Raw genomic sequence first — 21,230 nt, 5'->3', positions numbered from 1 at the left:
CCCGAATCGAGCAGGCCGCGGATGCGGCCATCGATGATCACGCTCGTGTCGAGGATCTTGGCGCTGGCGGGCATCAGCACCCCATCGGCCACCAGCAGGGCTTCGGTGCTGTTGGGGTTGAACAGGCGCAGCAGGGTGCGGCCATGCACCTCGGCGAGGTTGTAGCCCGAGACGCCAAAGAAGACGTTGGCCGCAATGGCCGCCAGCGGCTTCACCAGCACCAGCTCCCAAGGCAGGGAGAGGAACAGGATGGGGGAGATCAGCAGGTTGGCCACCAGCAGGCCCAGGATCAGACCCACGGCCCGGCTCACCAGCAGATCGGTGGGCATGGTGCGCACCTGCTCCATCAGCCGGCGCCGTAGGCGCTGGAAGACAAAGCCCGCGAAGAGGCCCGCTAAGGCGCCGCCACCGCCCAGGATCCAGCTCAGCTGCTCCAGGTTCTGGATGCGGATTAACTGTTGCTCCGGCAGTAGATCCACCCCGAGCCAGCCCGCGGCGGCTCCGGAGATCACGAACAGCACCAGGATGAGGGTGTCCACCATGGCGGGTGCTGTGGCTGCCAGTCGCTCGGAAGCAGCATGCCCTATTGCGGCGGGTTTGGCCCAGGGAGGTAACCGGCCTCTCCCGCGCAGCGCCTACCTGCACATTCCGTTTTGCCATCGCCGTTGCTTCTATTGCGACTTCCCGGTGGTGCCCCTGGGGGATCGAGCCGGTGGGGCGCCCGGGCAGACCGGCAGTCGCTCGATTGAGTCCTACCTGGAGCTGCTCTGCGGGGAGATTGAGGCCTCGCCGGCTGGACCGCCCCTGTCCACCATCTATGTGGGGGGCGGCACTCCCTCAATGCTGACGGCCGAGCAGCTGCAGCGTGTGCTGCGGAGCTTGAAGAGGCGCTATGGCTTCGCGGCGGGGGCGGAGATCAGCCTGGAGCTGGACCCCGCCAGCTTTGATCAGACGCGCCTGCAGGGCTATCTCAGGGCGGGGGTCAATCGGGTCAGCCTGGGCGGCCAGAGTTTTGATGACGACGTTCTCGAGCGTCTGGGGCGCAGGCATCGCCGCAGGGACCTCCTCGAGGCAGCCGCCTGGCTTCAGCAGGCGCGCGTCCAGGGGGAACTGAGCAGTTGGAGCCTGGATCTCATCCAGAGCCTGCCGGGGGCGACGGCCGAGCACTGGCGGGCGCAGCTGCAGCAGGCCCTCGCGCTGGAGCCCCCCCACCTCTCGGTCTACGACTTGATCGTGGAGCCCGGCACGGTGTTTGAGCGGCTGGAGTCCAGCGGTGAATTGCAGCTGCCTGAGGAGGACCTCTCTGCCGATTTGATGGAGCTGACCGCCGGCACCTTGGCGGCGGCTGGCTTTGGCCACTACGAGATCTCGAACTACGCCCTGCCGGGCCATGCCTCGCGCCACAACCGCGTCTACTGGAGCGGTGCGGGCTGGTGGGGCTTCGGCATGGGGGCGACGGCTGCCCCCTGGGGGGTGCGGCAGCCGCGCCCCCGCACCCGTGAGGGCTACGCCGCCTGGCTGCAACAGGACCCTGGCGAGCTTGGGCCTCCCCAGCCCATGCCCAACGATGAGCGGGTGATGGTCGGTTTGCGCCGGCGTGAGGGTGTCCTGCTCACGCCGCTTCTGGCAGGGCTCGATCCGGCGGGACTGATGCAGCGCTGGCAGCCCTATCTGGAGCGTGGTCTGCTCCGCCGGGAAGGCCAGCGCTGGCGGCTCAGTGATCCAGAGGGCTTGGCTCTGAGTAATGCGGTGCTGCGGGAGTGGTTGGAGTGGTGGGAGGAGCAGGCTGAAGGCCCCCCACCCAGCCCCTGAGGGCGTCCACACAGAGCTCGCGGCCCTGGAGCAGGGGCGGGCAGAACGGTGGTTGTTTGGCGGTGAGCCCCAGGAGGTCGGCGGTCACCCGCACCTGCCCGTCGCACTGTTCACCGGCGCCAATGCCAATGACGGGGATCTGGAGCTCTTGGCTGAGGGCGCCGGCTAACTCGGCGGGCACATGTTCGAGCACCAGCGCGAAGCAGCCGGCGGCCTGCAGATCGCGGGCTGAGCGCTTCAGGCGCTCTTGGCTAATGGGGTCCTTGGCCTGGCGCCGGTAGCCCAGGCGATGGACCGACTGGGGGGTGAGGCCCAGGTGTCCCATCACGGGGATGCCGGAGCGCACGAGCCGATCGACAACGGCCAGGGTTTCCGGTTCCCCGCCCTCGAGTTTGACGGCGGCAGCGGGGCTGTTCTTCAGCACCTGTCCCGCTGCGGCCACGGCCTGATCGAGGCCGCACTGGTAACTGAGGAAGGGCAGATCCGTGATGATCAGCGGCTGCTGGTTGGCGGGGCGCTGCAGCCCGCGGCCCACGGCCCGGGTGTGCATCACCATCTCCTCCAGGGTCACCGGGAGGGTGGTGGCATGGCCGAGGACCACCATCGCCAGGGAGTCGCCCACCAAGATGGCGTCCGCCCCGGCCTCTTCCACGAGGGCCGCTGAGAGGGCATCCCAGGCGGTGAGCACGGCGATGGGCCGGCCCTCCTGCTTGCAGGTGAGTAGATCAGCAGGTCGCACCCGGCGATCACCTCATGGACGGGGGCTCATTGCTAGCATCCGACCGACTCGGACCCATGCGGCCCGGACGCCCAAATCTGGTCAGGACCGGAAGGGAGCAGCCACACGGGATGCTCTTGGCAGGCGTGGACTCCGGGTCACCCCATTTCAACGGCAATAAAAAAGGGGCCCCTGGGGCCCCTTTTTGCTGGTTCTCAGTCCAGAACTCAGTTGTTGTTCTGGCGGTTGAGCAGGAAGGAGGGGATGGCTGCACCGGGCAGGTCGCCTTCGCCGCTGTCGCCGGCCACAAAGCTGTTCAAGGGCCGCTCGGGGCGATAGGCGCCGCCGCCTTCGAAGCCCGTGGCGATCACCGTGACGTGGATCTCGCCTTCCAGCTTCTCGTCCACCACGGCACCAACAATGATGTTGGCCTCGGGGTCGACCACGTCGTAGATCACCTCAGAGGCGGTGGTCATGTCCTCAAGGGTCATGTCCTTGCCACCGCTGATGTTGATGACGCAGCCCTTGGCGCCGTCGATCCGTGCGGACTCCAACAGCGGGCTGTTGATGGCGGCCTGGGCGGCTTCGCTGGCGCGGGAACGGCCGGAGCCGACGCCCAGACCCAGCAGTGCGGTGCCCGCGTCGTTCATGACCGAGCGCACATCGGCGAAGTCAACGTTCACCAGGCCGGGCTTGGTGATGATGTCGGTGATGCCCTTCACGCCCATCCGCAGGACGTCATCGGCGGCGCGGAAGGCATCCTGCAGGGGTGCACCAGCAATGGCTTCCCGCAGCCGGTCGTTGGGGATCACGATCAGGGTGTCCACATGCTCGGACAGGCGGGCGATGCCCTCCTCGGCCTGACGCATGCGGCGGCGCCCTTCAAAGCCGAAGGGCTTGGTGACGATGCCCACGGTCAGGGCGCCGCATTCCTTGGCGACTTCGGCCACAACCGGAGCGGCACCGGTTCCTGTGCCACCGCCCATGCCAGCGGCGATGAAGACCAGGTCTGCACCCTGGAGGGTCTGCGCCAGATCGGTGCGGGATTCTTCAGCCGCTTTTTGGCCGATGGCCGGGTTGCCGCCGGCCCCCAGGCCGCGGGTCAGCTTTTGGCCGAGCTGAACGCGCTGTTTCGCTGCCGACTGCAGCAGGGCCTGGGCATCTGTATTGAGTACGCGGTATCCAACGCCCTCGAGATCCGAGAGGATCATGCGACCAACGGCATTGCTGCCGCCGCCGCCGACGCCGATCACCTCGATGCGAGCGGACTGGCTAGGCACGATCCCCGCAGAACCATTGCTGGTGACGGCACTGAGGCCCTCGGGTGCGATCTCCATAGCCGGTGCAGTGCCGTTGGTGCTTCGCTGCATTATGTCGTTGTTCCTGCCAATCACAGGCCTAGATCGGCATACCTTTGCCGGCAAAGGGCTTTAGCGCAACGCCCTGTCACCGTTTACGGGTTTTTGCCCCGGAGCTTCAGTCCGCTGCGGGCGGGGGTGTTTTGGCCGCCTTCGGCACCGGTTTGGCCGGTAGGCCCAGTTCGGGTTGATCCGGATCGCTGAGGTCAATGGACTTCAGCTTCAGATTTTTGATTTGACCGGGGAGCTCTGAGGAGAGGTGGCGCAGAACATCCAGGCGCTTGGCCAACTTGTCATCGGTGGGTCCGAGGTGAATGTCCCCCAGGGCCGCGGTGCGGAGCCAGAGGCTGCCATTGGGTTCAAAGCGCACCTGCAGCAGCGGACTGCCCAGGGCATCCCGCTCGGCCAGGACCCGCGAGAGTGAAGGGCGGAGACGCTCCTGCCAGCCCAGCACCATCACCGTTGGTGCGGCCGCCGGGGCGCCAGCGGATTGCTGACGGCGGGTCATCCAGTTCCCCAGGCGATCGACGTAGCCCATCTCAAAGCCCTTGCGGGTTCGGCGTTGGGCCTGGGCAACGGCCTCTCGATCCACCAGAGAGATCTGGAGCCGAGGGGGGAGCATCAGGCGGTTGACCTGGACCTGCTCGACAGGCAGGCCCGCCGAGAGGCGTTGGGCCAATCGCTTGGGCTGCAAGGTCAGCAGTTGCAAAGGGAGTTGAAGGTCCCCCTCACGGATCACCTGGGCTCGGCTGACCTGCCGGCTGCCAAGGACTTCGATTTGGTCTGGATCACGCACCACCCAGCCCTGTTGCAAGAGGCCCCAGCCCAGGGCCCCGGCACTGCCGGCCAGCACGGTCACGCGCCAGATCTGCTTCAAACGCTCTTGCCGCCGTTCCTGCCGGAGCTGGCGTCTGCGCTCGAGGGCTTGGCTCGAGCGCGAGGAGGCTGCGCTCACAACTCGCAGCGGGAGCGGGACATCAGCTGATCCCGCCAGCGGCGTGCGCGCTCAGCATCGGCAAAGGGCACATCCGCTTGCTGGCCACCGCCCATCAGCCGCAGTCGGCAGGCACCCTGCGCTTCCTCGGTCAGGGGCGCTTCCCCGGAACCCAAGGCCAAGAGGTCGACCTGATCGAGTCCCTTGACCTCAAAGCTGCCCTTCTCGTTGAGCTTTCCCGACTCGAAGACGCACCAGGCGATGGTCCCGTCAATCAAGCGAGCGCCGCCGCCGTCGTCCAGCTTGGAGAGCTCGGCACCCTCAGCCCAGGCCCGAAACAAATTTTGGCGGCGGCGCTCCAGCCAACCGAGGGCGGTGATCAACGGAAAGATCACCAACAGAGGCAACCAGATCAGACCGTGACTCATGCCGCTTCGGTCCTCCTGGAGTGGCTGGGCTGCGCCGATTCTTGCGCCAGTTGCACCAATTCGTGCACCAACTCCTCAAGCGGTAACCCTGTTTTGGCCCAGAGCATCGGGTACATGCTCTGGCTGGTGAAGCCCGGCAGGGTGTTGATTTCGTTCAGCCAAAGGGCGCCACTGGCCTGCTCATAGAAGAAGTCCACCCGGGCCAATCCGGAGGCGCCGACCGCACGGCAGGCGGCGATGGCCATCGTTCGGGCCCGCTCGCTGAGGGCCTCGGGCACCTCCGCAGGAATCACCGTGTGGCTTTTGCCGTCGCTGTATTTGGTGTCGTAGTCGTACCAGTCGGCGTCAAAACAGATCTCGCCGAGCACGGAGGCGCGCATCTGCTGCCCCCCAAGGACCGCGCACTCCAGTTCCCGGGCTTGGATGCCCTGCTCCACCACCATGCGGGGATCGTGCTGGGCCGCCAGGGCAAGGCCTTGCATGAGCTCAGCGCGGTTGCTCGCTTTGCTGATGCCAACGGATGAGCCCAGGTTGGCGGGCTTGATGAAGCAGGGATAACCGAGCTGTGCTTCCAGCTGCTGAACCAGCGCCTCCGGTTGCTGCTCGAGCTCCTGGGCATCGACGCAGGCGTAGGGCACCTGGGGCAGTCCCGCCGCAGCGAAGGCCGCCTTCATCGCCTGTTTGTCCATGCCGACGGCCGAGCCCAGGACCCCCGAGCCCACAAAGGGCACCTGCATCAGGCTGAAGAGCCCTTGGATCGTCCCGTCTTCTCCGTTGGGCCCGTGGAGCACAGGGACCCAGAGTTCAACGTCCAGGGCCCCTTCTGGAAAGCCTTGAAAACCAGGCCGCAGGGGTGCGGCGGGCAGTTCGCTGCGTTCGGCTGGTGTGCCCTTGGCCAGCACCGCATCGGCCACCGCCGGCGGCCACCAATGGCCCCATTGGTCGATATAGAAACAGTCGAGCCGATAGCGCTGGGCGTTGGCCCCGGAGCGCAGGGCAGCGGCGACGGTGTTGGCCGAGCGAATCGAGACGGCGTGCTCGCCCGAGACACCCCCAAACACCAAACCCAAATTGATGGTTTCGGAGCTCATAGGGGCGTCAGATCAGGGGCCAAACGTATCAGTGATTCCGCCCTTAGCCAGCGTCAGGACAGGGCGATTCCGCTGAGGGAGAACGCCCGGACCTCCTCGATACGAACCTCCACCAGATCGCCGGCTTGCCACTGGCCTCCAGAGGCGCGGGCGGCGGGGAAGAAGGTCAGGCGGTTCGTGCGGGTTCGCCCCATCACCTGGTCCGCCTGTTTGGGATTCACCCCTTCAACGAGGACCTGTTCGGTGCGGCCGGCGTAGCGCGCGCTGCGCTCCTTGGCCTTGCGCTCCACCAGGGCGTTGATCTCCTGGAGCCGTTGCACTTTCACCTCTTCGCTCAACTGGTTGGGCCAGTCGGCCGCCGGGGTGTTGGGGCGGGGGGAGTAGGCGGCGGTGTTGACCTGGTCGAAGCCGATCTCGTCGATCAGATCGAGGGTGCGCCGGTACTGCGCATCGGTCTCACCGGGGAAGGCCACGATCACATCGGCGCTGATCGAGGCGTCGGGCATGCGATCGCGGATGCGGTCGATGATCCGGCGGTAGCGATCAATCGTGTAGCCCCGGGCCATGGCCTTGAGCACGTCGTCGTCTCCGCTTTGGAAGGGGACGTGGAAGTGCTCACAGACCTTGGGGAGATCTGCGCAGGCGTCGATCAGGCGCTCGGTGAAATAACGGGGATGGCTGGTGGCGAAGCGAATCCGCTCGATGCCCTCGACGTCGTGGACGAACTGCAGCAGATCCGTGAGGGTGTGCTGACGGCGCCCCTCCGGCGTGATGCCAGGCAGATCGCGGCCATAGGCATCGATGTTTTGCCCGAGCAGGGTGATCTCTTTAAAGCCCTGGGCGGCCAGACCCTCCATCTCAAGCTTGATGGCCTCGGGCAGGCGCGACTGCTCTTTGCCGCGCACCGAGGGCACGACGCAGTAGGTGCAGCGCTCGTTGCAGCCGTAGATCACATTCACCCAGCCGCAGATGCTGCTGTCGCGGCGGGCGGTGGTGATGTCTTCAAGGATGTGGTGCTCCTCGGTGGCCACCACCTGTTGGCCCTGCTCCACCTGGCTGAGCAGGACATCGAGGCGATTGGCGTGCTGCGGCCCCATCACCAAGTCCAGTTCCGGCACGCGGCGCAGCAGCGATTCCCCCTCCTGTTGGGCAACACAGCCGGCCACCACCAGGGTCAGGTTGGGGTTGACGCGTTTGCGCTGGGCCTGGCGGCCCAGATAGCTGTAGACCTTCTGTTCGGCGTTATCGCGGATCGTGCAGGTGTTGTAGAGGACCAGATCGGCCTCGAGTTCAGCCGTGGCTTCGCTGTAGCCCATCGATTCGAGGATCCCGGCCATGCGCTCGGAATCCGCCTTGTTCATTTGGCAGCCGAAGGTGGTGATCCAGTAGCTGCCGCGTCCCGTCGTGGACTGGGGAGCGCTCAGTTGTGTCGCCGTCATGCCACCAGTTTCCGGTATGGGCGGCGCGGGGGTGCGATCCGTGCCAGCTTGAAGGGGCAGCTGTCCTTCGATGCGCCTCCGTCTGAGCCGTTTTCGCCTCAGCAAAGCGGTGCCCTTGGCCATCAGCCGCGGCACGACCGCCGCTGTCGAGCACCTGCTGCTGGAACTGGAGCATGGCGGCATCACGGGCCGGGGCGAGACCGGCGGCTTTGATACGGGCCACCGGCACTACGAGACCGGCGCGGTTGCCGCGGAACTCGAGGCCCTGGCTCCCCAGTTGGAGTCCCTGGAGCCCCAGCCCTTGCAGGCCCTGGAGCACCTTTTCAAGGACCTCAGTCCCCCGGCCCGCTGCGGCTTGGATTTGGCCCTGCACGACTGGTGGGGGCAGCGGCTGGGCCAACCCGTGCATCGGCTTTGGGGCCTGGATCCGGCGGCCTGCGTCGCCACCAGCGTCACCCTGGGATTGGGCGCTTTGGAGTCAGTGTTGGCGCGGCTGGAGCGTTGGCGGCAGCAGCTGCCCGCCACGCGGGTGAAGTTGAAGTTGGGATCCCCCGATGGCCTGGACCACGACCGTCAGTTGGTGGCGGGGGTGCGCTCGGCCCTGCGCCCAGGCGATGAACTGCAGATCGATGCCAATGGCGGTTGGACGCTGGATGGCGCTCGCCAGATGATTCCCTGGTTGGCCGATCAAGGCGTGGTGCTGGTGGAGCAACCCTTGCCGCCTCTCCTCGATCTGGAAGCCGACCGGGCGGGTTTTGCCGCGCTGCATGGTCTGGCGCCCATTCCCCTGGTGGCCGACGAGAGCTGTTGGGATCTGGGTGATCTTCTGCGTCTGGCCCCCCATGTCGATGGCATCAATATCAAGTTGGTGAAGTGCGGCGGCCTCAGCGAGGGATGGCTGATGGCCCGCACGGCCCATCGCTTGGGGTTGAAGGTGATGCTCGGTTGCTACTCCGATGGCGGATTGCTCAACAGCGGTGCAGCCCAGCTGCTGCCCCTGGTGCATTGGCCGGATCTCGATAGCCACCTCAACTTGGTGGATGACCCCTTCTCGGGGCCCGAGCGCCACGGGGACCGGCTGCTTCCGGCGGCCCGGCCCGGCCTGGGTGTCCAGGAGGTGGGCTGATGCTTTCTGCTGAGCGTCCGGTGGTGCTGCTGCAGCACGGCGGGCTGGACAACCTCTCGGGCAAGACCGGCCTGGCGATGTTGCGCTACCGCTCTGGCCCGATCGTGGCAGTGGTGGACCCGGCCCACGCGGGTGAGTCCCTCGAAGCAGTGACCGGGATTCAGCGCCCCGTCCCGGTGCTGGCGAATCTGGAGGCGGCGCTGCCCTATGGACCCGAGGTGGCGGTGGTGGGCCTGGCGCCCTCCGGCGGCCGCCTACCGATGGAGATGCGGGCTGATGTGGTGCAGGCCCTGCGGGCGGGATTGAGCCTCGCCAGTGGTTTGCACAGCCGCCTGGCGGATGACCCGGAGTTCGCGGCGATTCCCTTGGCGGCAGGCCAGTGGATCTGGGATCTACGCCATGAGCCGGCGGATTTGGAGGTGGCCACCGCCCGGTGCGCCGCCCTGCCGGGCCGGCGGGTGCTGGCGGTCGGCTCCGACATGGCCGTGGGCAAGATGAGCGCCTGCTTGGAGTTGCAGCGCTGCGGCCAGCAGCAGGGCCAGGACGTGCGCTTTGTCGGCACCGGTCAGGCGGGGATTTTGATCAGTGGCCAGGGCGTGGCCTTGGATGCGGTGCGCGTCGACTACGCCGCCGGCGCGGTGGAAGCGGCGGTGCTGAAGGCGGCCGAGGGAGCCACGGCCGAGACCGTGGTGCTGGTGGAGGGGCAGGGCTCCCTCTGTCATCCCGGCTCGACGGCCACTTTGCCCTTGATTCGGGGCAGTCAGCCGACGGCCCTGTTGCTGGTGCACCGGGCGGGGCAGACCCATGTGCGCACGCGGCCGGGGGCGGCTTTGGTGGCGATTCCGCCACTGCCTGAGGTGATTGCGGCCAACGAGGCGCTGGCCGCCCTGGCGCGCCCCGATGGCGCGCGTCCCAAGGTGCGGGCGATCTGCCTCAACACCGCCCTGCTGACGGAGGAGCAGGCCGAGCAGGAACGCTCGGCTTTGCAGGCGCAGACGGGTCTTCCCGTCTGGGATCCCGTTCGCCATGGAGCCTCCTCTTTGTTGGCAGCCTTGCTGGAGGCTGCGATTTGCTCCAAATAGGGCGAATCCCCTGATCCTCAGAGAGAATCAGGGGATTCTGGAAGGGGCGAGCGAGGGGACTTGAACCCCCGAATGCCGGGACCACAACCCGGTGCCTTAACCACTTGGCTACGCCCGCCAGGGCGCGCCGATCCTACCAATGCAACGGCTCTCGATCGATGACTGCCTCCACGGGTGATGGTCGCTGGACTTGGGTGGCGGCAGCCGGTGTCGGCCTCCTGGCGTTGGCCGTGACCAACCCCGGGACAGAGGACTTCGAGGCCTTTGCCGGCGATCAGTTGGTGCGGGCCGCCTCCAGGGAGCTCTGCGCCCCTGGATCCCTACCGCTCCTGGCACGCTTGGTGATTCAGGACTGCCCCCAGCTGGTGGCCAGTCAGCGCAAGGTGCTGGGTCAGTTGGCGGCCGCCTCCAGCCGCCGCTACAACGCCGGTCTGTTCAGCGTCTACACCACTGAACTGGGCGGTCAGACCCTGTTGCCCGGCCTCACGATCCCCCGCTACCGGGCCGTGACCCTGGCTGGCGCGGGTCAGCTGCTGGTGATTCAGAGTTCAGAACAAGCGGCGCAGGGTTTGGCGCAGCGTTGATCGCCTTGGAGATGGAGTCAGGCATCGAGCAGCGGCTGCAGTGTTTGGTGCCGCGGGCCCTGCTTGATCCCGAGCGCAGGGACTTGCCCTGCGGCGATGCCCAGGGATTGCTCCCGGTCGAGTTGGCGTGGCAGGGCACTCAGCTCCGCTCGATCCAACCCTGCCGGCAGAGCGGGTTGCCGTTGGCGCTGACCCCCTTGGTGGATCCCCATGTCCATCTCGACAAGGCCTTCAGCTGGCCAGGCTTTCCCAACTACAGCGGCCGGATGCAGGCGGCCCTGGAGCTGAACCTTGTAGAGGGACAAGAGCGCAGTGCCCAGCAGGTGCTGGAGCGGGGTGAGCGGGCCCTCGATCAAGCCTGGCGCTATGGCCTGCGGGGCCTGCGCAGCCATATCGACAGCGGTGGCCCCTGTTCGCGCCCCAGCTGGGATGCGCTCCTGCAGTTGCAGCAGCGCTGGCAGGAGCGGGTCCAGTTGCAGCTGGTGGCCTTGGCTCCCCTGGCCCACTGGGGCTCGAGTGAGGGCTTGGCGTTAGCCAAGCGGGTGGCGGCTGCGGGCGGTCTCCTGGGTGGGGTCTTGGGACCTCCCTTCCCCAGCAGTGGCCGCGATGGGGCGGAACTGGATCAGCTGCTGCGCTTGGCCGGCACGTTGGGGTGTGGCATTGATCTGCACATCGATGAGTCCTCCGAGGCCCCCGCCGCCGGAGTGCAACTGCTGGTGCAGAGGCTCGAGCGCTTCCACCCTGGGGTGCCGATCACCTGCAGTCACGCCAGCAGCATGGGGCTCTTGAGTGCAGCCCAGGCCCGGCCCTTGGCCCGGCGGTTGCAGCGCTTGGGAGTGGCGGTTGTGGCCTTGCCCACCACCAATTTCTGGTTGTTGGGGCGCGAGCAGAGCGTGAGTTCCGGCTTCCGTCCCCTGGCCCCCCTGCGGCTGTTGCAGCAGGAGGGGGTCGCGGTGGCCCTGGGGGCCGACAACGTCCAGGACCCCTGGTACCCCGGTGGCGACTTTGATCCATTGGATTTGCTGCGGCTGAGCTTCCGCGCCACCCACACCCCCCCTTGGGAACGTCAGGGACTGATGCCGTTCACGACGACCCCCGCCCGCCTGCTCGGCCTGGATTGGGACGGGGTGCTGCGGGTGGGCGGACCCGCGGATCTGCTGTTGACCAGTGCCGGGAGCTGGTCGGAACTGCTGGCCCATTCCCCCCAGCGCCGGGTCCTGCGGCAGGGCCGTTGGCTGCCGCCACCGGATCAGGCCCATCCCGATCCTCGGCTTGCCAATTTGGGCTGATGCAGAGCACCCCCGATCTCCCAGGCTCCCTGCCCCATGGGCTCCCCGATCCCGCCAGCGCCGCTCAGCTGGAGGCCTTGGCGGCGGATCTGCGGGCGGCTGGATTGCCGCTGCTGCGCAGTGCCGGCGAGCTGGAGAGCCTGGCGGCCGATGGGTTCGTCTATTCCCCAGTGCTGCAACCGCTGCTCTGTGGTCTGCGCGCCCAAATCGGGGTGCGGGTGCAGGCCCCCGAGGAGGTGCTGCAGGTGGCCGCAGCCTGCAGCCGCCACGGCGTCAGCCTGACGGTGCGGGGCGCGGCGACGGGGAACTATGGCCAGTGCATTCCCTTGGCCGGTGGCCTGCTGCTGGAGACCAGCGGCCTGAACCGCCTGCGGCAGGTGGATGCCAGTTCCGGGGTGTTTACGGCGGAACCCGGGATTGTCCTGGCGGAGCTGGATCGCCAGTTGCTCGCCCATGGGCGGGAGCAACGGCTGCTGCCGAGCACCGTGCGCACCGCCTGTCTCGGCGGCTATGTGGCGGGGGGATCCGGCGGGATTGGTTCGCTGCGCTGGGGGTTTTTGCGGGATCCCGGCCACCTGCTTGGGGTGGAGATGGTGACGCTTGAGGCGCAGCCGCGGCTGCTGCAGCTCGATGCGAGCGCCGCCCGTCCCCTGAACCACGCCTATGGCACCAATGGAATCTTCACGGCCTTGACCATGGCGTCGGCGCCGGCGGTGGCCTGGCGGCAGTGGGTGCTCGATTTTGAGGATTGGTCTACTGCCCTGGCGGCGGCCCAGCAGCTCTCTGGCTCGGCCTTGGAACTCAAAGCGCTGTGTGTGCTGGAGGCCGCCGTGGCCGCACGCTTGCCCTGGCCCCAGGGCTGCCCGGACGGCAGTGGCGGCGCCCATCGCCTGTTGCTCCTGGCGGCACCGGATGCCACGGCCGTCCTGGAGTCGTGGATCAAGGAGTTGGGGGGACGGCTGAGTTGGAGCGCTCCCCAAGGGCAGAGCCGCGGCGTTCCCTTGCGGGAGCTCACCTGGAACCACACGACCCTGCATGTGCGCAGTCAGGATTCAGGTTGGACCTATCTGCAGTTGCTCTTGCCGCAGCCGGAGGCGCCCGCACTGGAGGCCCTGCGGGAGCGCTGGGGCGAGGATCTGCTTTGGCACCTGGAGGCGGTTCGCAGCCAGGGCCGTCAGCGTTTCGCCTGTCTGCCCCTGGTGCGTTGGCGGGGAGCGCAAGCCCTGCAGGAGCTGATCGACCAGGCCCGTGATCTGGGCTGCCTGCTGTTCAACCCCCACGTCATCAGCGTGGAGGACGGAGGCCTCGGGGTGGTGGATGCGGATCAGGTGGATGCCAAGCGGGCCTATGACCCGGCTGGGTTGATGAACCCGGGCAAGTTGCGCGGCTGGACCTAGCAGCCCAGGCTGGCGCGGGTGTTGGCGCCCGTTGTCGGGTTGGTGCCTGAGGCGCTGATGCAGAAGTTGCGCTGATCGGCGCGATCGAGCAGGGCGTCGGTGAAGTCGGCGTTCTCCACCTGGGCACCGGTGAAGGTGCTGCCGGAGGCGATGACCCCAACCAGGACGGCATTGCGCAGGTCCGTGCCGCTCATGTCGGTGCGATCCAGCAGCACATCCGAGAGGTCGGCGCCGTTGAAGTTGGCGTCGGGGAAGGCCCCTTGGGTCAAGATCGCGCCATGGAGATCGGCGCCGCTGAAGTTGGCGGCCTTACCCACGGCGCCGGCGAAGGAGGTGTTGGCCAGTTGCTGGCCGGAGAAGTCCTTGCCGCTCTGGTTGGTGAGGGTGTAGTCGACGGTGTCCTGGAACAGGGCTCGATCCTGGAGGCCCACTCCGGCTGAGGTGTCGAGGGCCAGGGTCAGGCCTGGGGCTCCCAGCAGGATCACCACGGCCCACAGCCAGCTGAAGAGACGGGTGAAGGTCATGGCGGTGGTGGGGCCGGGACTTCAGTCTGTCGGGTCAAGCAGCGGCAGGAGGGCCGCCACCAAATACAGGGAGCCGCAGGCGACCGGCAGGCGCTCTGATTGCACCAGCCACTCCAGGTTCTCGCTCAGGTCGCTGGACCCGTCTTCGATGCCAGGGACGTCCTGACGCAGTTCAGCGGCACTCCAGCTGCTGTGCTCCGGCAGGGTCACGACCCGGACCAGATCACCGGGCTCCAGCAAATGGCGCAGCAGATCGGGTGCGTCCTTGTGCCGTTGCATCCCGATCAACCAGCGCCGCTGACCGGGCTGGAGTTCCCGGCGTAGGGCGGCCGCGGCAGGCGGGTTGTGGGCGCCATCGATCAGCAGTGGCTGGCCGCGGAACTGGCGCTGCTCAAGCCGGCCGGGCCAGCGGGCCTGCAGCAGGCCGCGGCGGATGGCCTCATCTGTGACCTCGAACCCCTTCTCCCTGAGGGCCTCCGCGGCGGCGATCGCCACGGCGGCATTGCTGCGTTGCAGCGCGCCGCTGAGCCCCAAGCGGGGTCCCCCATCGGCTTCGCTGGCGACAGGTTCTCTCCAGCGCAGTTCGCAGGCGCGTGCCTCGGCCTGCGCCTGCAGCACGGCCTGGACCTCTGGGGCCTGGGGACCGCTGACGGCGATGGCCGAAGGGGCCATGACCGCCGCCTTCTCCTGGGCGATCGCCTCGAGGGTGGGGCCGAGGTGTTCGACGTGATCCAGTCCGATGGATGCGAAGGCCAGAACGTCCCGCTGGGGGTGGACTGTGGTCGCATCGAGTCGCCCCCCGAGCCCCACCTCGAGGACGGCCAGCTCCACCTCCGCTTCAGCAAAGGCGACAAAGGCCGCCACGGTGATCAGTTCAAAGGGGGTGAGGTCATGGCGCAGCGCCAGGGGTTGCAGCCGTTGCAGCAGCGTTTTGAGAGCCTCTTCGCCGATGGGGCCCTCGGGCAGGCGGATGCGCTCACACCAACTCAGCAGGTGGGGGGAGGTGTAGAGCCCGCAGCGCGTCCCAGCGGCGCTGACGATCCGCTCGATCATCGTGGCGATGGACCCCTTGCCATTGGTCCCGGCCACCTGAACGGCTTTGAAGCGCCCTTCGGGATGGCCGAGTTCAGCGAGAGCCGCCTGAATGCGGTTCAGCCCGAGGTCCACACCCCGGCGGCTGAAGGGAGCAATCAGCTCGCTGAAGGGGTCGGGGAGGGACACGCCAGCAGGGCTTTCTCGAGTCGCTTGACCGCCAAGCGCAGGTGCCGCGGTTGGATCGTCAGGGGGGGAACAAAACGCACCACATCGGTGCCGGCTGGAACCAGCAGCAGACCCTGGTCCATCGCGGCCTTGACGACGTCAATCGCCTTGGGACCGCCTGCCTGCAGGACCAGGCCCTGCAGCAGTCCCCAGCCGCGCACGCCCTTGACCAGTTGGGGATGGCGTTGGACCAGCTCCAACAGGAGGTTCTGCAGCAACGCACCCATCTGCTCGGCATGGGCCGGCAGGTTTCGGCGCTGCAGTTCGGAGGCCACCGTCAGGCCGGCGCGGCAGGCCATGGGGTTGCCGCCGAAGGTGCTGGCGTGCTCGCCCGGTTTGAGCTGATCTGCTGAGGCTTTGACGCAGAGGGCGCCGATGGGGAAGCCACCACCGAGGCCCTTGGCCAGGGTGAAGGCATCCGGTTCAACCCCCAGTTTTTGGTAGCCCCAGAGGCGGCCCGTGCGCCCCACACCCACCTGGACCTCGTCAAAGATCAGCAGGATTTTGTACTGATCGCAGAGATCACGAACCCGCTGGAAGAAGGCCACATCTCCGGGGTTCACGCCCCCTTCACCCTGAAGGGGCTCCAGCAGGACCGCAGCGACGCGGGGGCCTGCGGCTTCGCAGCGATGCAGCAGCGCCTCAAAGGCGGAGATGTCGTTGTAGGGGAAGTAGCGGAAGCCCTGGACCATGGGCTCGAAGCCCTGGTGGTACTTCGGTTGACCGGTCGCGGTGACCGCCGCCAGGGTGCGGCCGTGGAAGCTGGCGTGGGCCGTGAGGATCAGCGGGCCCCGCTCGTGGCTGGTGTCGATGCCCCGCACCTGATGGCCGTGCTTACGGGCGAGCTTGATGGCCGCTTCGTTGGCTTCGGCGCCGGAATTGCAGAAAAAGACGCTCTCTGCGCAGCTGTTGTCTCGAATCCAGCCCGCCAGTTGCTCCTGCTCGGGGATCCGATACAGGTTGGAGACGTGCTGCAGTTTGCGCAGCTGGCGCTCCAGGGCCTTGCGCATCACGCGGCTGCTGTGACCGAGGGTGCAGACGGCGATGCCGGCGACCGCATCGAGGTAGCGGCGGCCCTGCTTGTCCCAGACCCACACGCCGCGTCCCCGGACGAGCTCCAGGGGGAAACGGCCGTAGGTGTTCATCACCGCCGTCTCAGACGGCGATGTGGTCGGTGGGGGAGAAATAGGAGCGGTGGGACTTGAACCCACATGCCCGAAGGCGCTCGATTTTGAGTCGAGTCCGTCTACCAATTCCGGCACGCTCCCGCGTTGGTGACTTTAGGGGTCAGCCGAGTCGGCGGATCGAGGCGCCAACCGCGTTCAGCTTGCCCTCGAAATCGGCATAGCCGCGGTCGAGGTACTCCAGGCCCTGGACGGAGGTGATGCCCTCAGCGGCCAGGCCGGCGAGGACCATCGCGGCGGAAGCGCGCAGGTCGGAGCCCTGCACCGGTGCTCCGCTGAGCCGAGGGACCCCTTCGATGAAAGCGGTGTTGCCTTGGGTGCGAATCGCGGCTCCCATGCGCTGGAGCTCGGCGACGTGCTGCAGCCGGTTCTCGAAGATGTTTTCCGTGACGACGCTGTTGCCGTTGGCGGTGGCCAAGAGGCTCATGAACGGTGCCTGCAGGTCCGTGGGGAAACCCGGGAAGGGCTGGGTGCGCAGGTCCACCCCCTGAATGGCGTCAGCACTGATGGTCACGTTGGTGCCATCAATCTCCAATTTGCAGCCCACCTCTTCGAGCTTGGTCAGCACGGCGCCCAGGTGATCGGTGACCACCGGTGCCACGGTGAGGCAGGAGCGGGTGATGGCGGCGGCCAGCAGGAAGGTTCCGGCTTCGATGCGATCCGGGATCACGGCGTAGTCCGCGCCGTGCAGTCGCTCGACGCCAACGATGGTGATCGTGGGGGTGCCGGCGCCGCGCACCTTGGCGCCCATGGCCAGGAGGAGTCCCGCGAGGTCCACCACCTCGGGTTCGAGGGCGGCGTTTTCAATGACGGTCTCGCCCTCGGCCAGGGCTGCGGCCATCATCAAGGTCTCGGTGGCACCAACGCTTGGGCAGTCCAGGTGAATCCGTCCGCCGGTGAGGCGGTGGCTGCGGCCCGGGACGACGGCGGAGACCACGCCGTGCTCAATCGTGACCTGGGCGCCGAGGGCTTTGAGTCCTTTGACGTGCTCCACCACGGGGCGGGTGCCGATCTGGCAGCCGCCGGGCAGGGGCACCCGAGCGATGCCGGTGCGGGCGAGCAGGGGGCCGATGCAGAAGAAGCTGGCCCGCAGGCTGTTGACCAGCTCGTAGGGCGGAGCGGACTGGTTCAGTCCAGACCCATCCATTTCAAGGGTGTCGCCGTGGTGAGAGGTGGCGACACCCAGGGAGACCAAGATCTCGGCCATCCCACCGATGTCGGTGAGGGGAGGCACGTTGCGCAGGCGCAGCTGCTCGGTGGTGAGCAGGCTGGCGGCCATCAAGACCAGGGCTGAATTCTTGGCGCCACTGACACGGAGCTCGCCTGCGAGTCGGCGACCACCGGCAATTTCCAGTTGCGGGGTGAGAATCTGTTGAGACGGGACGAGAGTCGCGGTCATGGCTAAAGGCGTCCCGCCTGAGGGGCCCTATCCTGACAACAACGAATGAGACCGGCAAGACGGCCGGCATTCGAACTGGCTCGAAGCCATTGCTGGCCTGGTTTGTGGCCGATCTCGTCCCTCCCCAGGCCGGGTCCCTTGATGGGGTACATTTCGCTGGTCGCGCCGAGCGACGCCCCACACCTCGCGGATGTGGCGGAATTGGTAGACGCGCTAGTTTCAGGTACTAGTGGCAGCAATGTCGTGGGAGTTCAAGTCTCCCCATCCGCACTGAAGGCTCCTCCCCTCGGGGAGGAGCTTTTTTATTGCTGATCCAGGCGGCTGTTGCCAGCTTTGGGTCGGTGCCCACTCAGCGCTTCCTTCTGTTTTTGAGTCGATGCTCGTCCTGAAGATCTCCAATGCCCCGGAAGTGATGGCCTCGAAGATGGGGCGCTTCCTTGAGGCCCTCACGCCCGATGCCTTCGACCAGAAGACGATTGAAGACGTGCTGATCAAGGAGCTGATCAAAAATCTGCAGGCGGAGGGTCTCAAGGGCGAGGTGGCAGCGGTGCGGGGCCTGGACCTCGACGACAAAAGCCTCGTTGTGGGCGATGGCCTGCACGTGAGGCGCCACGAAACCTTCTGATGGAGCTGATCACCAGCCGCCGCAATCCCCTGGTTGGCCGGTTGCGTGCTCTGCACCAGTCCAAGGGACGCCGCGAACAGGGCCTGCTCCTGCTTGAGGGCACCCACCAGCTCCAGGAGCTGCTGCGGTTGGGGCTCTCGCCCGAGCAGCTCCTGGCGACCCCGGCCTGGCTGGAGCGCCATGGGTCCCTTTTGGGGGACCTGAACGAGCGTCTCCAGCCCGTCGGGGAAACCGTTCTGGCCGCTGTTGCCACGACTGAAACCCCCGACGGGGTGGTGGCGACCTTCAAGCGGGACGCCTTGCCGAAGGCGCAAGGAATCGGCTCCTTTGTGCTGGCTTTGGATCAACTGCAGGATCCGGGAAACCTCGGCACCTTGATGCGCACGGCCCTGGCGGCAGGGGTCAACGATCTCTGGCTCGGGGGCGGCGCTGACCCCTGCCAGCCGAAGGTCCTGCGGGCTTCAGCGGGGGCGGCCCTGGCCTTGCCGCACTGGCGTGATCCCGATCGAACGGGACTGGTCGCGCGCCTGGCTGAGGCGGCCGCCGCGGGACACCAGCTGGTGGCCACGTTGGTGGATCCAGATCGGGCCATCCCCTACTGGGAGCTGGATTGGACCCGCCCGACGGTGCTGCTTCTTGGCAATGAAGGGGCTGGCCTGCATCCCGAGCTCGCGGCCCTGGCCAGCCATCGCGTCACCATTCCCCACAGCCCGGCCGTGGAGTCCCTCAACGTCGGTGTGGCGGCGGCTCCCCTGCTGCTTGAGCGATGGCGGCAGCAACACAACTTGGGATTGGGGGGCTGACAGGGGAGAATGCCCCCCAATTGGGCAGGCCTCAGGTGAGCGACGGCAGTTTCGACTTTGACGTCATCGTGATTGGCGCGGGCTACGGCGGCTTTGATGCTGCGAAGCACGCCGCTGAACACGGGCTGCGCACCGCGATCATCGAGAGCCGCGACATGGGCGGCACCTGCGTCAACCGCGGTTGTGTTCCCTCCAAGGCACTGCTCGCCGCCAGTGGTCGGGTGCGCGAGCTGGCCGATGCCGAGCATCTCAAGGGCTTTGGCATCCATGCCGCTCCCGTGCGCTTTGAGCGTCAGAAGATCGCCGATCACGCCAACCAGCTGGTGGCAACGATCCGCACCAATCTCACCAAAACCCTGGAGCGTGCCGGGGTCACGATCATCCGTGGCACGGGCCGTTTGGAAGGCCCCCAGAAGGTCGGCGTGCGCGAGATCAACGGCGTTGATCGGGTGCTGAGCGGCCGTGACGTGATCATCGCCACCGGCTCAGATCCCTTTGTTCCCCCGGGCATCGAAACCGATGGCCGCACGGTCTTCACCAGTGATGAGGCCGTGAACCTCGAGTGGCTGCCCCGCTGGCTGGCCATCGTCGGCAGCGGCTACATCGGCCTGGAGTTCGCTGACGTCTACACGGCCCTGGGCTGTGAGGTGACGATGATCGAAGCCCTGGATCGGGTGATGCCCACCTTCGATCCCGACATCGCCAAGATCGCCGCCCGCAACCTGATCGATGGCCGCGATATCGATGCGCGCTCCGGCGTGTTGGCCAAGTCGATCAAGCCCGGTGCTCCGGTGCAGATCGAGCTGGTGGACATGCAAACCCGCGAGCCCGTTGAGACTCTCGAGGTGGATGCGGTCCTGGTGGCCACCGGCCGGGTTCCCACCAGCAAGGAACTGAACCTTGAGGCCTGCGGCATCGAGACCAACCGCGGCTTCATCCCCGTGGATGACCAGCTGCGGGTTCTGGTGAACGGTGCTCCCGTGCCCCATCTCTGGGCAGTGGGCGATGTGACCGGAAAGATGATGCTGGCCCACACCGCAGCGGCCCAAGGCACGGTGGCCGTCGACAACATCCTGGGCCACCCCCGCACGATTGATTACCGCTCGATCCCTGCGGCGACCTTCACCCACCCCGAGATCAGCTCGGTCGGTCTGAGTGAAGCCGACGCCAAGGAGTTGGCGGCCAAGGAGGGCTTTGAACTGGGCTCGGTTCGCAGTTACTTCAAGGCCAACTCCAAGGCCCTGGCCGAGCTGGAGAGCGATGGCTTGATGAAGCTCCTGTTCAACAAGGCCACCGGTGAGGTGCTGGGCGCCCACATCTATGGACTGCATGCGGCCGATCTGATTCAGGAGATCGCCAACGCCGTGGCCCGCCGCCAGAGCGTGAAGCAACTGGCGAATGAGGTGCACACCCACCCGACCTTGAGCGAGGTGGTGGAAGTGGCCTACAAGCAGGCCGCCATGGCCATCGCCGCCTGAGGAGACGACCATGGAGATCCGCCGCAGGCCCCCGAACCCCAAGGTGAAGGTGGCCCACCTGGAGTACGCCGTTCCCCACGAGGAGGGTGAGCCCCGCAACATCCTCGAGAAGATCGTCTGGGAGAAGGACCGCGAAGTGGCGGCGGCCCGTGAGCGCGTCAGTCTGGAGCAACTCAAAAAACAGGTCGCTGATCTGCCAGCACCCCGCGATTTTCTGGCGGCCCTGAAGGCCTCCTGCCGCAAGCCCGCGGTGATCGCTGAGGTGAAGAAAGCCAGCCCCAGCAAGGGCGTGATCCGCGAGAACTTCGACCCCGAGGCGATTGCCCAGGGCTATGCCGCTGGGGGCGCCAGCTGCCTGTCGGTGTTGACCGATAAGCCGTTCTTCCAGGGGGGCTTTGAGGTCCTGGTGCAGGTGCGTCAGGTGGTGGACCTGCCGCTGCTCTGCAAGGACTTCATCCTCACGCCCTATCAGCTCTATCAAGCCCGGGCGGCCGGGGCCGATGCGGCGCTACTGATCGCGGCGATCCTCACCGATCAAGACTTCGGTTACCTGCTCAAGGTGGCCAAGAGCCTGGGGCTGACGACCTTGGTTGAGGTGCATGACGCGGCTGAACTCGAGCGGGTGCTTGCCCTCGATGGCGTTGAGCTGATCGGCATCAACAACCGCGACCTCGCCACGTTCCACACCGATCTGGCGAC

At 66.8% G+C, this 21,230-nt stretch carries 20 protein-coding genes, 3 tRNA genes, 1 other RNA gene and 1 pseudogene; 12 read left to right on the top strand and 13 right to left on the bottom strand.

Features of this window, described 5'->3' with window-relative positions:
• Nucleotides 1–542 (bottom strand): annotated as a pseudogene (locus QZ189_RS06435) (PIN/TRAM domain-containing protein); the annotation flags it as partial.
• Nucleotides 543–597: 55 nt separating this feature from the next.
• On the opposite strand from QZ189_RS06435, the gene hemW reads away from it, so the two are divergent.
• Nucleotides 598–1,812, top strand: coding sequence for a radical SAM family heme chaperone HemW (gene hemW / locus QZ189_RS06430; protein WP_296421353.1), 1,215 nt, complete (start codon nucleotides 598–600; stop codon nucleotides 1,810–1,812).
• On the opposite strand, the gene panB is transcribed toward hemW, so the two are convergent.
• On the bottom strand, nucleotides 1,715–2,551 hold the full coding sequence (gene panB, locus QZ189_RS06425; RefSeq protein ID WP_296421352.1) for a 3-methyl-2-oxobutanoate hydroxymethyltransferase: 837 nt from the start codon (nucleotides 2,549–2,551) through the stop codon (nucleotides 1,715–1,717). The two genes, hemW and panB, sit on opposite strands and share 98 nt — an antisense overlap.
• A 45-nt stretch (nucleotides 2,552–2,596) precedes the next feature.
• Between panB and ffs the strand changes: the two genes are divergently transcribed.
• Nucleotides 2,597–2,693, top strand: an RNA gene (ffs, locus tag QZ189_RS06420) — signal recognition particle sRNA small type.
• A 64-nt stretch (nucleotides 2,694–2,757) separates the two neighbouring features.
• On the opposite strand, the gene ftsZ is transcribed toward ffs, so the two are convergent.
• From ftsZ to miaB, 5 genes are all read right to left on the bottom strand, one after another.
• On the bottom strand, nucleotides 2,758–3,867 hold the full coding sequence (gene ftsZ / locus QZ189_RS06415) for a cell division protein FtsZ (RefSeq protein WP_010318129.1): 1,110 nt from the start codon (nucleotides 3,865–3,867) through the stop codon (nucleotides 2,758–2,760).
• 139 nt (nucleotides 3,868–4,006) lie between these two features.
• Nucleotides 4,007–4,843, bottom strand: a complete 837-nt coding sequence (locus QZ189_RS06410) for an FtsQ-type POTRA domain-containing protein (RefSeq protein ID WP_296421351.1) — start codon at nucleotides 4,841–4,843, stop codon at nucleotides 4,007–4,009.
• On the bottom strand, nucleotides 4,840–5,250 hold the full coding sequence (locus tag QZ189_RS06405; protein WP_010318124.1) for a hypothetical protein: 411 nt from the start codon (nucleotides 5,248–5,250) through the stop codon (nucleotides 4,840–4,842). The genes QZ189_RS06410 and QZ189_RS06405 overlap by 4 nt, the downstream gene beginning before the upstream one ends.
• Complete coding sequence (locus QZ189_RS06400) at nucleotides 5,247–6,341, bottom strand: D-alanine--D-alanine ligase family protein (protein WP_296416327.1); 1,095 nt, start codon at nucleotides 6,339–6,341, stop codon at nucleotides 5,247–5,249. The genes QZ189_RS06405 and QZ189_RS06400 overlap by 4 nt, the downstream gene beginning before the upstream one ends.
• Before the next feature lie 53 nt (nucleotides 6,342–6,394).
• The gene (gene miaB / locus QZ189_RS06395) at nucleotides 6,395–7,780 is read right to left on the bottom strand and encodes a tRNA (N6-isopentenyl adenosine(37)-C2)-methylthiotransferase MiaB (protein ID WP_296416328.1); all 1,386 of its coding nucleotides are present in this window, start codon (nucleotides 7,778–7,780) and stop codon (nucleotides 6,395–6,397) included.
• 70 nt (nucleotides 7,781–7,850) lie between these two features.
• On the opposite strand from miaB, the gene QZ189_RS06390 reads away from it, so the two are divergent.
• Both QZ189_RS06390 and QZ189_RS06385 read left to right on the top strand, forming a co-directional pair.
• Complete coding sequence (locus QZ189_RS06390) at nucleotides 7,851–8,906, top strand: dipeptide epimerase (RefSeq protein WP_296421349.1); 1,056 nt, start codon at nucleotides 7,851–7,853, stop codon at nucleotides 8,904–8,906.
• Nucleotides 8,906–9,988, top strand: a complete 1,083-nt coding sequence (locus QZ189_RS06385; RefSeq protein ID WP_296421348.1) for a DUF1611 domain-containing protein — start codon at nucleotides 8,906–8,908, stop codon at nucleotides 9,986–9,988. The genes QZ189_RS06390 and QZ189_RS06385 overlap by 1 nt, the downstream gene beginning before the upstream one ends.
• 45 nt (nucleotides 9,989–10,033) lie before the next feature.
• Here QZ189_RS06385 and QZ189_RS06380 read toward each other — a convergent pair.
• Nucleotides 10,034–10,106: transfer RNA gene (locus QZ189_RS06380), tRNA-His, on the bottom strand.
• A 40-nt stretch (nucleotides 10,107–10,146) separates the two neighbouring features.
• Here QZ189_RS06380 and QZ189_RS06375 point away from each other — a divergent pair.
• Genes QZ189_RS06375 through QZ189_RS06365 form a run of 3 tightly spaced genes read left to right on the top strand, consistent with a single transcriptional unit; the run spans nucleotide 10,147 to nucleotide 13,258 of the window.
• Nucleotides 10,147–10,572, top strand: coding sequence for a DUF4359 domain-containing protein (locus tag QZ189_RS06375; RefSeq protein WP_296416331.1), 426 nt, complete (start codon nucleotides 10,147–10,149; stop codon nucleotides 10,570–10,572).
• Nucleotides 10,573–10,583: 11 nt separating this feature from the next.
• Nucleotides 10,584–11,861: an amidohydrolase family protein gene (locus tag QZ189_RS06370; RefSeq protein WP_296417647.1), complete on the top strand. Its 1,278-nt coding sequence runs from the start codon at nucleotides 10,584–10,586 to the stop codon at nucleotides 11,859–11,861.
• Nucleotides 11,861–13,258, top strand: a complete 1,398-nt coding sequence (locus QZ189_RS06365) for an FAD-binding oxidoreductase (protein ID WP_296421347.1) — start codon at nucleotides 11,861–11,863, stop codon at nucleotides 13,256–13,258. Before QZ189_RS06370 ends, QZ189_RS06365 begins: the two co-directional genes overlap by 1 nt.
• On the opposite strand, the gene QZ189_RS06360 is transcribed toward QZ189_RS06365, so the two are convergent.
• The 5 genes from QZ189_RS06360 to murA form a co-directional block, all read right to left on the bottom strand.
• Complete coding sequence (locus QZ189_RS06360; protein ID WP_296417643.1) at nucleotides 13,255–13,782, bottom strand: pentapeptide repeat-containing protein; 528 nt, start codon at nucleotides 13,780–13,782, stop codon at nucleotides 13,255–13,257. The two genes, QZ189_RS06365 and QZ189_RS06360, sit on opposite strands and share 4 nt — an antisense overlap.
• Before the next feature lie 21 nt (nucleotides 13,783–13,803).
• Nucleotides 13,804–15,003 carry a Mur ligase family protein gene (locus tag QZ189_RS06355; RefSeq protein WP_296421346.1) on the bottom strand — a complete coding sequence of 400 codons (1,200 nt, stop codon included), beginning with the start codon at nucleotides 15,001–15,003 and terminating at the stop codon, nucleotides 13,804–13,806.
• Nucleotides 14,973–16,187 carry an aspartate aminotransferase family protein gene (locus tag QZ189_RS06350; RefSeq protein ID WP_010318107.1) on the bottom strand — a complete coding sequence of 405 codons (1,215 nt, stop codon included), beginning with the start codon at nucleotides 16,185–16,187 and terminating at the stop codon, nucleotides 14,973–14,975. Before QZ189_RS06350 ends, QZ189_RS06355 begins: the two co-directional genes overlap by 31 nt.
• A 41-nt stretch (nucleotides 16,188–16,228) precedes the next feature.
• Nucleotides 16,229–16,310: transfer RNA gene (locus tag QZ189_RS06345), tRNA-Leu, on the bottom strand.
• A 19-nt stretch (nucleotides 16,311–16,329) separates the two neighbouring features.
• Nucleotides 16,330–17,625 (bottom strand): UDP-N-acetylglucosamine 1-carboxyvinyltransferase, encoded by a 1,296-nt coding sequence (gene murA, locus QZ189_RS06340; protein WP_010318106.1) that lies wholly within the window; start codon nucleotides 17,623–17,625, stop codon nucleotides 16,330–16,332.
• 186 nt (nucleotides 17,626–17,811) lie between these two features.
• On the opposite strand from murA, the gene QZ189_RS06335 reads away from it, so the two are divergent.
• The 5 genes from QZ189_RS06335 to QZ189_RS06315 form a co-directional block, all read left to right on the top strand.
• Nucleotides 17,812–17,895, top strand: a tRNA-Leu gene (locus QZ189_RS06335).
• A gap of 106 nt (nucleotides 17,896–18,001) precedes the next feature.
• Nucleotides 18,002–18,250 (top strand): hypothetical protein, encoded by a 249-nt coding sequence (locus QZ189_RS06330; protein WP_010318105.1) that lies wholly within the window; start codon nucleotides 18,002–18,004, stop codon nucleotides 18,248–18,250.
• On the top strand, nucleotides 18,250–19,053 hold the full coding sequence (locus QZ189_RS06325; protein ID WP_296421345.1) for an RNA methyltransferase: 804 nt from the start codon (nucleotides 18,250–18,252) through the stop codon (nucleotides 19,051–19,053). The genes QZ189_RS06330 and QZ189_RS06325 overlap by 1 nt, the downstream gene beginning before the upstream one ends.
• 35 nt (nucleotides 19,054–19,088) lie before the next feature.
• On the top strand, nucleotides 19,089–20,531 hold the full coding sequence (lpdA, locus tag QZ189_RS06320) for a dihydrolipoyl dehydrogenase (RefSeq protein WP_010318101.1): 1,443 nt from the start codon (nucleotides 19,089–19,091) through the stop codon (nucleotides 20,529–20,531).
• A gap of 10 nt (nucleotides 20,532–20,541) precedes the next feature.
• Nucleotides 20,542–21,230, top strand: a 689-nt coding sequence (locus tag QZ189_RS06315) for an indole-3-glycerol phosphate synthase TrpC (RefSeq protein WP_296421344.1), incomplete at its 3' end; no start/stop codon positions are given.

It is taken from the genome of Vulcanococcus sp. CPBay_Sum15L08_68 (assembly GCF_017855895.1).
In the GTDB taxonomy this organism is placed as follows: domain Bacteria; phylum Cyanobacteriota; class Cyanobacteriia; order PCC-6307; family Cyanobiaceae; genus Vulcanococcus.
Note: the sequence above shows the minus strand (reverse complement) of the source record. Positions and strands in the feature narration are given on the sequence as shown.

Bases quoted from the DNA above. Each gene is read 5' to 3' on its own strand.
- QZ189_RS06400 (WP_296416327.1), bottom strand. From the start codon at position 6,341: ATGAGCTCCGAAACCATCAATTTGGGTTTGGTGTTTGGGGGTGTCTCG.
- QZ189_RS06390 (WP_296421349.1), top strand. From the start codon at position 7,851: ATGCGCCTCCGTCTGAGCCGTTTTCGCCTCAGCAAAGCGGTGCCCTTG.
- ftsZ (WP_010318129.1), bottom strand. From the start codon at position 3,867: ATGGAGATCGCACCCGAGGGCCTCAGTGCCGTCACCAGCAATGGTTCT.
- QZ189_RS06325 (WP_296421345.1), top strand. From the start codon at position 18,250: ATGGAGCTGATCACCAGCCGCCGCAATCCCCTGGTTGGCCGGTTGCGT.
- QZ189_RS06370 (WP_296417647.1), top strand. From the start codon at position 10,584: ATGGAGTCAGGCATCGAGCAGCGGCTGCAGTGTTTGGTGCCGCGGGCC.
- QZ189_RS06405 (WP_010318124.1), bottom strand. From the start codon at position 5,250: ATGAGTCACGGTCTGATCTGGTTGCCTCTGTTGGTGATCTTTCCGTTG.
- QZ189_RS06330 (WP_010318105.1), top strand. From the start codon at position 18,002: ATGCTCGTCCTGAAGATCTCCAATGCCCCGGAAGTGATGGCCTCGAAG.
- miaB (WP_296416328.1), bottom strand. From the start codon at position 7,780: ATGACGGCGACACAACTGAGCGCTCCCCAGTCCACGACGGGACGCGGC.
- QZ189_RS06365 (WP_296421347.1), top strand. From the start codon at position 11,861: ATGCAGAGCACCCCCGATCTCCCAGGCTCCCTGCCCCATGGGCTCCCC.
- QZ189_RS06350 (WP_010318107.1), bottom strand. From the start codon at position 16,187: ATGAACACCTACGGCCGTTTCCCCCTGGAGCTCGTCCGGGGACGCGGC.
- QZ189_RS06360 (WP_296417643.1), bottom strand. From the start codon at position 13,782: ATGACCTTCACCCGTCTCTTCAGCTGGCTGTGGGCCGTGGTGATCCTG.
- murA (WP_010318106.1), bottom strand. From the start codon at position 17,625: ATGACCGCGACTCTCGTCCCGTCTCAACAGATTCTCACCCCGCAACTG.
- QZ189_RS06375 (WP_296416331.1), top strand. From the start codon at position 10,147: ATGACTGCCTCCACGGGTGATGGTCGCTGGACTTGGGTGGCGGCAGCC.
- QZ189_RS06385 (WP_296421348.1), top strand. From the start codon at position 8,906: ATGCTTTCTGCTGAGCGTCCGGTGGTGCTGCTGCAGCACGGCGGGCTG.